9 protein-coding genes are annotated in these 12,303 nt (G+C 49.7%); 2 read left to right on the top strand and 7 right to left on the bottom strand.

Features of this window, described 5'->3' with window-relative positions:
• Positions 1–8 precede the first annotated feature (8 nt).
• From cobA to HRU21_06205, 7 genes are all read right to left on the bottom strand, one after another.
• On the bottom strand, positions 9–1,511 hold the full coding sequence (gene cobA / locus HRU21_06235; protein ID NRA41893.1) for a uroporphyrinogen-III C-methyltransferase: 1,503 nt from the start codon (positions 1,509–1,511) through the stop codon (positions 9–11).
• The gene (locus HRU21_06230) at positions 1,504–2,730 is read right to left on the bottom strand and encodes a pyridoxal phosphate-dependent class II aminotransferase (protein ID NRA41892.1); all 1,227 of its coding nucleotides are present in this window, start codon (positions 2,728–2,730) and stop codon (positions 1,504–1,506) included. Before HRU21_06230 ends, cobA begins: the two co-directional genes overlap by 8 nt.
• Positions 2,721–3,677 carry a cobalamin biosynthesis protein gene (locus HRU21_06225; GenBank protein ID NRA41891.1) on the bottom strand — a complete coding sequence of 319 codons (957 nt, stop codon included), beginning with the start codon at positions 3,675–3,677 and terminating at the stop codon, positions 2,721–2,723. Before HRU21_06225 ends, HRU21_06230 begins: the two co-directional genes overlap by 10 nt.
• Positions 3,677–5,185, bottom strand: a complete 1,509-nt coding sequence (locus HRU21_06220; protein ID NRA41890.1) for a cobyric acid synthase — start codon at positions 5,183–5,185, stop codon at positions 3,677–3,679. The genes HRU21_06225 and HRU21_06220 overlap by 1 nt, the downstream gene beginning before the upstream one ends.
• A gap of 32 nt (positions 5,186–5,217) precedes the next feature.
• Positions 5,218–9,147, bottom strand: a complete 3,930-nt coding sequence (cobN, locus tag HRU21_06215; protein NRA41889.1) for a cobaltochelatase subunit CobN — start codon at positions 9,145–9,147, stop codon at positions 5,218–5,220.
• A gap of 68 nt (positions 9,148–9,215) precedes the next feature.
• Entirely contained in the window at positions 9,216–10,298 is a 1,083-nt protein-coding gene (cobW, locus tag HRU21_06210) for a cobalamin biosynthesis protein CobW (GenBank protein NRA41888.1), read from the bottom strand.
• A gap of 453 nt (positions 10,299–10,751) precedes the next feature.
• A complete protein-coding gene (locus tag HRU21_06205) occupies positions 10,752–10,910 on the bottom strand; it encodes a hypothetical protein (protein ID NRA41887.1) in 159 nt (52 codons plus the stop codon).
• A 13-nt stretch (positions 10,911–10,923) separates the two neighbouring features.
• Here HRU21_06205 and HRU21_06200 point away from each other — a divergent pair, with 13 nt between their 5' ends.
• Both HRU21_06200 and HRU21_06195 read left to right on the top strand, forming a co-directional pair.
• Positions 10,924–11,361 (top strand): hypothetical protein, encoded by a 438-nt coding sequence (locus HRU21_06200; GenBank protein NRA41886.1) that lies wholly within the window; start codon positions 10,924–10,926, stop codon positions 11,359–11,361.
• Positions 11,362–11,379: 18 nt separating this feature from the next.
• Positions 11,380–12,303 (top strand): sirohydrochlorin chelatase (locus HRU21_06195; protein NRA41885.1); only part of this gene is annotated, 924 nt, incomplete at its 3' end.

The following is a 12,303-nucleotide window of genomic DNA, read 5'->3' as shown; positions in this document are numbered from 1 at the left end:
CGGGTCCACTATTTCGGGTGCGTGAAATGTCGACAGTGGAGGATCCTCAACAACTCGTCGCGAAACTTCATCGAGGGCCTGGGGGAAAAGGTCTGTTTCGAATGCGCGGATGCAGGATGCAAATGCTCAGCCAGCTGTACAACCTCACCAACAATACATAAGGTAGGTGAACTCAGCTTAGACAGCTCAGGCGCTGACTGAATGTTGGCAATATCGGAGCGAAGCAGCTTTTGCTCAGGCGTTGTGCCCTTAGCTACCAGCGCAACTGGCATATCCTCTGACATACCAGCTTGGCGCAAACCCTGACATATTAATGGCAGCGTTTTTAAGCCCATATAAAACACCAAGGTCTTACCCGGTAAGACTAAGCTTGACCAGGGTAAATCAAGTTTTCCATCAACCAGCTGCGCGGTAATAAACTGTACCGACTGCGCGTAATCACGATGCGTAAGTGGGATTCCAGCATAGCTGGCACAGCCGTTCGCAGCGCTGATACCGGGTACTACTTGAAACGGCACCTGTCGCTCAACCAGCGTACTCAGCTCTTCACCGCCGCGACCAAAAATAAAGGGGTCACCGCCTTTTAAACGCACCACACGCTTACCCGCTAAGGCAAGCTCGGCTAAGCGATGATTGATTTCATCTTGCGGTACCGCGTGCTGAGAACGCTGTTTACCCACATACAGGGTTGCGGCAGTATCCGGAATTAAGGCCAGAATTGCTTTACTTACCAATCGGTCATACAACACCACCTCAGCGCGCTGCAATAAACGTAATGCTTTCACCGTTAGTAACTCAGGATCACCCGGACCTGCGCCTAACAAATATACTTCACCGCAGGCTAAAAATTCTTCAGGCTTAGCAAGCGCCTGCTGCATAGTTTGCTCAGCTTGCTGAAGGCGGTTAGCATAGACTTGATCGGCTAAAGCACCCTGCAGTAACTGCTGCCACAGACGTCGACGAATGCTTGGACGCTGTGCATTAATTTGCTGACGATAGCCTGCGATAAACGCCGCTAAACGTTGATGCCCGGCAGGAATAAAAGCACTGATTTGCTGTTTTAAAACTTGGCTAAGACTTGGCAAACCTTCGGCATGGGTAATCGCAATCGACAGCCCATCTTGCTCGATCATCGCAGGAAAGACAAAATCACTGGCAGCCGGATTATCGGCCCGATTGCAGGGAATCGCATGCGTTTTGGCAAATTGCTGAAGATCTGCATTCAGCGCACCGTCGTTGGTAGCGGCAAGCAGACAGGCATATTCACTGGACAACTCTGCAAGCATCACCGGCTGCTGCAAAATCGATAAACGCGCTGAATCAACCTGCTGATTACTATCGCCATATTGCTGCTGCAGCGCATACAATTCTGGCAGTACATCTATTGCAATCAGGTCGACCTTGGCGCCAGCCTGTAATAGTTTTTCTGTTCGGCGCAGCGCCACCGAACCGCCACCTACCACTAGGCAGGATTGTCCGCGCAGCGAGTGAAATAAGGCAAGTTTATGCATCCATATCTCCCGCGCTTAACGCTAATAATGCAAGCCAGTTGGCTTGTTTAGCGATTTTCTCGATGCAGCCCTGCAGCCTCGTTTGATGCTGCTCAGCAAGCAGGCCAAAGCGCAGCAGCGCCTGATTATCAGACATCACGACCACTCGAATCAAAATCCCCGAAAGCGCAAAGGCATGACGCAAACTAAGCGCCACATCGAGACTACAGCGATAGCTAAGAAATAAACCGCTATTGCCCTGTAAAACAAGACCAAACGGCGCTAGCGATGCCAGTGCGCTAAGCATCCAGTCGGCGTTTTGCCTAATGGTTTGTCGCGTGGCCTGCTGCCAATCTCGATCGGCCAGTGCCTGACTGGCAATATATTGAGCCGGACCGTTGATTGACCAGGCAGGAATCGCCTGCTGAATATGCTGTCGCAACGCCGCGTTCGCAAATACAAAACCTAAACGGATACCGGCTAAACCAAAAAACTTGCCAAACGAACGCAGTACCACAAGATTTTCAAGTTGCTCAACACTGTCAAGCAGACTTTGCCCCGCCGTTAGATCAATAAACGCCTCATCAACAATTAAATATGTATCTTGCAGCTGCTGTGCCCAGCTGACGATTTGTGTCACAGCAATTTTCGCGGTTGACGGGTTATTCGGTTGTATCAGCAACAGATGCTGGGCTGCATTTTGCTGCAGAGCCTGATCAACCGCAGTTATCAATGAGGCATTATCGTCACTGGGGTAAAATTCGCAGCGATTGCCCGCTCGCTGCCAATGTTCGGCATGTTCTTGATAACCAATTGTGGGTAATAATATCGGTGCAGCACTGGCACAGAGGGTATTGATTGCCGCAGGTAACACATGAATGGCTGCCTGTGAGCCGGGCACGGCTAAATATTCAGTATGGCCATAATAGCTTACCACAGCCTGCGCAAACGCCGCATGATAATCTGGCAGCTGCTGAAATACCGCCGCCGGTATATTCGGTAACGGGTATGCCTGTGGATTAATGCCGGTTGATAAATCTAACCATGCCTGCTGCGGGCGCTGATACTGGGCGGCAGCCTGTGAAACATCACCACCGTGCTTTGGCAAACTAAGAAACAGCTGCTGCAGCTGCTCACGCTGTGACTGCGAAAGTGCAGCATTTGTAAATGCCGGCAGGGCCTGAATAGCGGTAGCACCAAGATGACTCGAATCAGGATGTAGCGTTGCTGTTAGCAACATAGTGAAGCTCCACTCAGCCATCGACTGAAAAGCGTAAATAGCACAATACAGGTAACCCACAGCATTAGGGCACGATTTACTAGCGCACAGGCTTTTGCAATAGTTTGCGCAGAGGCCGTATTGGCTGCATTTTCGCTTGGCCCCAGTGCAGCTCGCTGCTGACTTTCACCAAAGTAGCTGGCATCGCCGCCTAAAGCCGTATTTATAGCACCTGCACCCGCTGCCATAACAGGCCCTGCATTCGGGCTTTTCCAACTGCTGGCCTGTGCCCGCCAGCTAGCGATTGCCTGTCGAAAATTGCCTACGCAGGCATAACTCAGGGCTGTTAATCGGGCTGGCAGGTAATTCAGCAGGTCATCTAAGCGTGCGGCAGCCCAGCCAAATTCCTTAAAGCGAGGATTTTTATAGCCCCACATTGCATCCAATGTATTACTCAAACGATACATTACCACACCTGGGATACCGGCTAGCAAAAACCAGAACAGTGCCGAAAATATGGCATCCGCGCCATTTTCAAGCAATGACTCACAGCAGCCCTTGGCTATCTCTGACTCGTCTAATTGCTCGGTATCGCGACTGACGATCATCGCCAAAGCTTGTCGCGCTGCGGCAAGGTCGTGCTGACATAATGGCGCGCGAATTGCCTCAGCATGCTGCAGCAAGCTTTGCCATCCAATTGCTAGATAGACTATCGCCGCCGATAATATAAGCATCAACACAGTATACTCTGCGAGTATTTGCTGCAGGTAATAAGCGAGCCCAACAAGCGGTAAGATTGCAAGCGCCAGCGCTACGCAGCCACGTGCTTTGCGCCAGCTGCCTGTATTCAGCGTTTTTTCTAAGCTATTGGCCAGATGTCCAAAGCCAACCAAGGGGTGAAACCGCTTTGGCTCTGCAAAACATTTATCGAGCAGTAGGGCTAATAACAGCTGGAAAATCATCATCATTACTCTGATTGATGAATTTTACGCGATTTAGCTGCAGCGTTAGCAGCATCTGGCAAGGACAGCAGCTGTAATAAATCGGATAGCGGCAGTGCCGCTTCTACCGCATCGGCTAGGCGGTCAATCTCCTCTTCTCGATAGGCCTGATAATCAAACTCGCTGGCCTCTGCGATGCCCGCCCATTCAATGATATATTGTAATAGCTCTGCGGAATCAAATAATCCATGCAGATAGCTGCCCATAATTTGCCCTGATTGATGCATTGCTCCATCATGAAATGGCTGTTGATCGGTCTCACGCTGCAGCGAAAAAACCGGCTGCTCTAATGCTGGGCCCGATGACAGGCCTGCATGAATTTCATAACCACTTACCGCGGCACCTGAGTGTATATGCTTACCCTGCACATTACGCAGAATTTTTTCTGCCGTTAGCGTTGTCTGCATATCAAAAAATCCCAAACCTGCTGACGAGCCAGCGGCGGCCTCAATCGCCTCGGGGTCATGAATCGCGCTACCTAACATCTGATAACCACCGCAAACACCAATAAGTTTGCCACCAAAGCGCAAATGTTTTTGAATAATTGCCGGCCAGCCCTGCTGTTGCAGCCAGGCTAGGTCACCGCGAACATTTTTACTGCCTGGCAATATAATTAAATCGGCGCCGCTAAATTGATCAGGCTCTGTAATAAACTCACAGTGCAGCTGCGGGTGCATGCGTAATACATCAAAGTCAGTGTGATTACTGGTACGCGGATAGGTTAATACGGCGACTTTTAATTGCTGACCCTGCTGCTGCAGGTGCTGACTGGCTGAGAGGCTGTCTTCAGCCTCGATATGTAAATTATGAATATAGGGAATAACCGCAATNACTGGCACACCGGTTTTCTGCTCAAGCCAATCAAGCCCNGGCTTTAATAAATTCACGTCACCACGNAAGCGGTTAATAATAAAACCCTCTACGCGTGCCTGCTCACTCTCGCTAAGCAAGGCATAAGTGCCATAAAGGTGGGCAAATACTCCACCGCGGTCGATATCGGCAACAATCACGACCGGACAATCAATGGCTTCTGCAAACCCCATATTGGCGATATCGTGCTCACGCAAATTGATTTCTGCTGGGCTGCCAGCACCCTCGACAATGACGTGCTGATACTGGGCGGTAAGTTCGCTATGCGCAGCAACCACGGTATGCAATAAAGACGGCTTGTAGCGATGATATTGCTCGGCTTTCATATTACCAATAGCCTTACCGTTAACAATCACTTGCGCGCCTAAATCGCTGTTAGGCTTGAGCAAAATAGGGTTCATTAATACGCTAGCGGCTAGTCCGGCGGCTTCTGCCTGCACCGCCTGCGCACGTCCAATTTCGCCGCCGTCAGCCGCGACCGCGCTATTGAGGGCCATGTTCTGCGATTTAAACGGTGCAACCGAGATATGTTGACGCGCCAGCATGCGACAAAATGCGGTGACTAAAATACTTTTCCCGGCATCAGATGTTGTGCCCTGCACCATTAAGCTGTGTGGCTGGCGGTAGTGCTTGCTAGTCATTCTGAAGCCTGCTGCATAGACTGTTCCTGGCGTGCATCAATCGACAATAATAAATCACGCAACTGCTCCTCATAAGCTTGGCTATCTTGCCACATACCTCGCTGACAAGCCTCTAACAGGCGCTCGGCCATTTCTGTCAACGCGGCAGGATTATGCGCGGATAAAAACGCCTGATTCTGCTCATCAAACAAAAGCTGGTCGGCAAGGTCACGATATTGATAATCATCGATCAGATTAGTTGTAGCATCATAGGCAAAGATATAATCAACGCTGGCAGCCATTTCAAATGCACCTTTATAACCGTGTGCCTGCATGGCCTCTATCCACTTAGGATTAAGCACGCGTGATCGCATCACCCGATTCAGCTCTTGCTTCAAGGTTCGCACTACCGGCTTTGCAGGGTTGGCATGATCATTATGATAAATCGTGGGCTCACTACCTGACAGCACAGCAACCGCGTTAGTCATGCCACCTTGAAACTGATAATAGTCGTCAGAGTCTAAAATGTCGTGCTCACGGTTATCTTGATTTTGCACTACTGCCTCAAGTTGCGACAAACGCTGTGTAAAACTTTGTTTGGCCTCAACCCCATCGGCTGAAGCCTGATCATTGCCATAAGCATAGCCACCCCAATTCACATACGCCTCAGCCAAATCGTCACGGCTTTGCCAGCAACGTTCATCAATTAAACCCTGCAGCCCAGCGCCATACGCACCTGGCTTACTGCCATAAACTCGATAGCTGGCTTTGCGACGTGCCGCTGCGGCAGAGTCACCTTGCGCAAGCCACTCCGCCTCGGCGGCGATAATATTTGCTTGAATAGTATTCATATGTGCCGGCTCATCATAGTCGATCAGCGCGGTGACGGCTGCATCGTAGAGGCGCATAACATTCGGAAACGCATCGCGAAAAAATCCTGAGACTCTCAGCGTTACATCAATTCGTGGGCGACCCAGCAACATGCAGGGGATAATTTCAAAATCGACCACGCGCTGTGAGCCTGGCGCCCATATCGGCTTAATGCCCATTAGGGCAAATGCTTGCGCAATATCATCACCACCGGTGCGCATGGTGGCAGTGCCCCATACCGACAGGCCAAGCTGTTTTGGATAATCACCATGATCTTGTAGATGTCTTGCAATTAAGGCATCGGCCGAGCGCTGACCAATCGCCCAAGCCGCCGGCGAAGGTATGGAGCGATTATCTAAGGAATAAAAATTACGGCCGGTTGGCAAGGTATCTAATCGGCCGCGCGTCGGTGCGCCACTTGGCCCAGGTTCTACAAAGCGACCCGCCAAACCTGCGGTTAAAGCTGAAACCTCGTTTTCTACAGACGTCTCAAGTGCTGGCAACAACACCTCGCGCGCATATTCTAACAATTGATAGCTGTGTGGGAATGCATCTTGTATTAACCTAAGCTCATAGTCGCCGAGCACATACTGCTCAACCCACTGCAGCGCTAATAATTCTAGCCGCTCGCGCGTATCTGCAGTGGTTCGCCAAGGCCGATCCGATAGCTGCTGCAGCAGCGGTGGGCAGGGGCTGTCCCAGGGTTCAACTTCAAGCTGTAAAGGATCAAAGGCGGCAGACTGATGCTGGATATTCAGGTCATTCACCAGAGCGTTTAATATACCCTGCGCCTCAGGTGCGCTGCCGCGCGGCAGACGCAACAAGGCAACAATGGTATCACTGAGCTTTTCAGCATCCGGTAGCTGGCCCAAAATATGTAAACCATGTCGAATTTGCGCTTCTTTGATATCACAGAGATAGGTATCTAACTGGTCTAGCAGCTGCGCATCATCGGATTCGTCGTCGCGCATATCTAACTCAGATAATATGTTAGTTTTCGTCACCTTATCGATGATTTGCTCGCGCAACCAGCTTTCACGGCGGCTGTCCATTGACATCGCCTGATAATATTCATCGACCAGCGCTTCTAATGCCGCTAGCTCACCGTAAACTTCCGCACGCGTCATTGGCGGCATCAGGTGATCAATAATCACCGCCTGACAGCGCCGTTTTGCCTGAGCGCCTTCACCGGGATCATTAACAATAAAGGGATAAAAATGCGGCATTGGCCCAAGTGCAATATCTGGCCAACATTGCTCTGACAGAGCACTGCCCTTGCCCGGCAGCCATTCTAGATTGCCATGTTTGCCCATATGCACCACAGCATCAACCTGATACTCAAAGCGCAGCCAAAAATAAAACGCCAAATAGCTGTGCGGTGGCACCAAATCGGGATCATGGTAGTTTGCTAACAGATCGACATTAAAACCGCGCGCGGGCTGAATGCCAATAAATGTTTCACCCAGGCGAATGCCCGCCAGCATAATCCTGTTATGACGGCACTTGGGATCTTGCTCGGGCTGACCCCAGCGTGATATTACCGCCTGTTGCGCGGCCAGCGGCAATTGTGCAAAGTGACTTCGGTAGCTATCAAGTGCAATACTTTGCCAGCAAGGCAAATAATGCAAGGTGCTTGGATTATTGGTCACCGCCGTCAACAAGGCGCGGATTAGCGCATCACCATCTTCAGGCAGATCGTCAAGCGGATAACCAGCATCGGCTAAAGCGTGTAAAAAATTCACGGTCGAGTTTGGCGTGTCTAAACCTACGCCGTTACCGATACGCCCATCTTTAGTTGGATAATTAGCCAGGATGATGGCTAAACGTTTTTGTTGATTAGGCTTTGCAGCAAGGCTTAGATAGCGCTTAGCCAACTCGGCAACAAATTGGCAGCGCTCATGATGAGCCTGATAACGCACCACGGCAATTTCACAACGCTCGCTCCAATGACTCTCGGCTTTAAAGCTGACCGCGCGCGTTACCACGCGACCATCCATTTCTGGCAGTACCACCTGCATGGCAATATCGCGCGCACGCAAACCCTGCGAATAATTTTGCCAGTCTTGTTCTGTGCTACTAGAAAGCACCAACTGCAGAACTGGAATGTCTCGCGTAAACGGTGACTCAAAGGCAGTGGGCGTTGATGATAGCTCAGGACTGCTGACGGTATTTGAGGCAAAGCCGGTGGTATTAATTACCAGCCCGGCGTCAGACTCGGTAATTAGCGCATTGACTAAGGTAATAGACTCTGGGTCTTTCAGTGAGGCAATCGCTATCGGCAGCACCTGTACACCGGCAGCCTCAAGCGCCTGAATAAGCGCATCAAACAAGCCAGTATTGGCACTTTGTAAATGACTGCGATAAAACAGCAATACTGCGATGGTTCTGCTTGGCTTATCGGCGGCGCTTGGCTTATCAACGTCGCATGGCATATCGGCCTGGCTTGGCTGATCGGAATGGCTAAGCTGTTGCTGCCAGCGCTGCTGCCAGTCAAAAAAACTCGCCTGCGAATGCTTCAAGGGCGACTGCGGCATATAGAGCAGGCATTGCGGCAGGTATTCTGGTTCGGCCCAGCTCTGCGGCAGGGATAGATACTGATCTGCCAAATACAAAAACAGCTGTCGATTATTATGCGCGCCACCTTGCCGCAGATATCGCCAAATACGCTGCGCTGCTTCTAGAGACACAGAGGAAGACTGCATTAACTCAAGATCTTCGGCATCGTCACCCGGCACTAAAATAAGCTGTCGCGATGAAGACTGCTGCTGCCACGCTAATAACTGTTCAAAGCCATATTGCCAGTAAGCCGAACCGCCCAACAGTGACACCAAAACAACTTGGGCATCGGCCAAGGTTTTATCAAGGTACAAATCTAACGCCGCAGGTTTAACTAATTGCATCCAATTTGCTAGACGCACGCTGGGAAAATCCTGCGGCAGTTGATCAACCGCTGACGCCAGTGCCGATAAAGCACTATCGGCTGCCGACAACACAACAATATCACCGGCGGATTGGCCTAAGTCGACGATGCCTTCTTCATCGCTAAAACCACCGGGTTGTGCTGCTAAAAGATGCATAACAATGCCACTAAAAAATAGCCGAAGTACAAAGCCGAATTGCTAGCCAATACCTCAGCGCCCTTTGTTTAGGCTGCCGCCAGTTCCGCCGCTTGTAAGGCTTGGGTAATATCGGTCTGATTAATGCCCTTGCCAATAAACACTAAATTGGTCGTCGGTGTTTCAGTCGCACCCCAGAGGCGATCAAAATGCACATCTAAGCGCTTACCCACCGCCTGCAAAACTTGTCGCATAGGCTTGCCAGGCAACGCAGCAAAACCTTTAGCACGATAAATATTATGGGTATTCAATAGATCTGTTAGAATTGCTTGCAGTTTGTCGCCATCAACCTGACCAAGGCTAATCACAAAAGAATCAAAATGATCATGGGCATGATCATGGTCGTGGCCATGATCGTGATGATGATCGTGATGATTATGTACCGCATCGATACGCTCTTCGGCCGCTGACTCAATCCCCATTAACAGATTCAAGTCGGCCTCACCGTGACTGATATAGCTGGTTTTTACCGCATCCGGCAATTTAGCCGCCATCATCTCGCTCACTCGCTGACGATCGGCATCTGCCAATAAATCGTTTTTACTGACGACAACAAGATCTGCCGCACTCAGCTGATCGTCTAATAGCTCTTGCAGACTAGGATCATGATCTAGGCTGTCATCGGCTAAACGCTGCTGCTGCACTAAGTCTTCATTGCTGGCAAAACGCCCAGCCGCCACAGCCGGGCCATCAACCACGGTAATCACGGCATCGACCGTGCAATATTGTTTTATTTCGGGCCAGTTAAATGCCTGTACCAGCGGCTTTGGTAATGCAAGACCTGAGGTTTCAATCAGAATATGATCGATATCATCGCGGCGCTCGACTAACTGCTGCATCACCGGCAAAAACTCCTCCTCGACGGTACAGCAGATGCAGCCATTCGCTAATTCATAAATGCCATTTTGCGTTTGTTCACCGGCCGTATCCTCGTCGCAGTCAAGTGGACAGCTGCGCAGCAAGTCAGCATCAATATCTAATTCGCCAAACTCGTTCACAATCACCGCAATGCGTTTGCCCGCTGCCTGTTTCAACACATTAGACATTAAGGTTGTTTTACCGCTGCCCAGAAAGCCTGTGACCACGGTGGCCGGAATTTTGTTTAACTGCATAAAAGCACCTTTTAGATAAATCTTGGCCTCAGTTGCTGAGTGCCAATAATAGTCGCAATTTAGCCGCATATTGTAACGCGAACTGCCGCTAGATTCACCGCTTGCCGGCGAATACTGATAGATTTAACAAGGCTAATGATAGCCTAACCTGCAAAGCTGAGCGGTGATCAACTAGCGTAGGCCTTTGCTACATGCATTTGCCCAGCCTCACTGCATATAACGTCGGACAATATTGGTTTCTTCGGAGATAGCTCTTCAACGCTTGAAAGTTGTCATTAATAGACGCACTTAAAAGTTACGCTGAGAAGTTGCTGTTTGATAAAACTCAGTAATTTGCTGCGAAATGCCGCGAAATAGCGCAAGAAATATAAAGAAAGCCCGAACAACGCTTATCATAGTTAAGACAAGTCGCTATAATTGCGCCGGCTCAGATGACGGGCTAGTCCTTAGCATCTAAGCCGTTATCACATCATTTACCCGTAACGGTCGAAACGATATTTTTGCATATTCATCGACCATCACTTTTACCATCAACACATTTTTGACCATGCCCAAGTTCGCTAATTTTTTATTCAAGTCGCCAGCCAATCTCTTGCCTGCTGGCTTCGCCATTATAGCCTTAACGATGATTTTCCAGCTCTCGGCCTGCAGCCAAGAACCCAGCACTGCCAAGCAGTCTACACAGGCTAAACAGCACGACCACAGTCAGCATCAACATGGTCAATTAGAAATCACCAGCCTAGACCCAAACGCAACTGCACCCACACTCAATATGCAGATTGTTAAAGATGCCATGAGTGGCTGGAATGTGCATATTCAAACCGAAGGCTTTCGCTTTACCCCAGAGGCAATCAATCAAGATGCTACACTTGGTCAAGGCCATGCACATATTTTTGTCGACGGTTACAAAATTGCGCGTATATATGGCGAATGGTATCACCTGAGACGCCTAACGCCTGGTCAACATACGGTGCGCATCACCCTGAACGCTGATGACCACTCTGAATGGGCGCATCAAGGCGAAACCATTGCGATAGAGCAAGAGATTACCCAGTCGCTTTAATATTGAGAATTTTTGACTATGAGCAAACTACACGATTTACCTGAAAATGCCGGCGTTTTGATTTGCGGTCACGGCAGTCGCGCGAAAATTGCTGAAAAAGAATTCAGCTTGCTGGCCAAAGGTCTCGCAGATCGTTACCCCAGTCTAAAAGTTGAGTACGGCTTTTTAGAGTACTCAGCACCGAATATTCACATGGCATTGGATAAGTTACGTCAGCAGGGCGTAGAAAATATCTATGCCGTACCGGGTATGCTATTTGCCGCGACTCATGCGCAAAATGATATTCCCTCGGTACTTACCACCTATCAGGCTAAGCACCCTGGCTTATCCATTGAATATGGGCAAGAGCTTGGCCTGCATGATGAAATGATCGCTGCATTTCAGGCACGTATTCTTGAAGCCTTAGGGCTTGAGCATGTGCATGACGGTGACTTATACGACACCATGTTAATTGTGGTAGGACGAGGCACTTCCGTCAGCACAGCTAATGCAGAAGCCTGCAAACTAACACGTATTGTCTGTGAGAACCTAGGCTTTGGCTGGGCCGAAACCGTGTATTCTGGCGTTACCTTCCCCTCGGTAGGTCGTGGCCTTGAAATGGCGGTAAAGTTGGGCTTTAAAAAAATTGTGGTTGCACCTTACTTTTTATTTGGCGGCAAGTTAATCGATCGTATTCATGGCTATGTCGATAAAGTTGCTGCCGAAAACACTGATATCACATTTTATAAAGCCGGCTATCTGCGCGATCAATCACACGTGATCAATACCTTTATCGAACGTATTGAAGAGACCATTCAAGGGCCGGCACCTAGCTTAAGTCTGATGCAAAGCTTTCAGCAGCGTTTGGCCGCTGGTGAAGTTGACGTTCATCACCATCATGCAGAATATCAACCGGAGCAAGCTGACGCTGACAGCCATAGCCATAGCCACTCGCATGATCAT

The sequence above is a fragment of the Pseudomonadales bacterium genome (assembly GCA_013215025.1).
In the GTDB taxonomy this organism is placed as follows: Bacteria; Pseudomonadota; Gammaproteobacteria; order Pseudomonadales; family DT-91; genus DT-91.
This window is presented reverse-complemented; position numbering and strand designations above follow the sequence as displayed.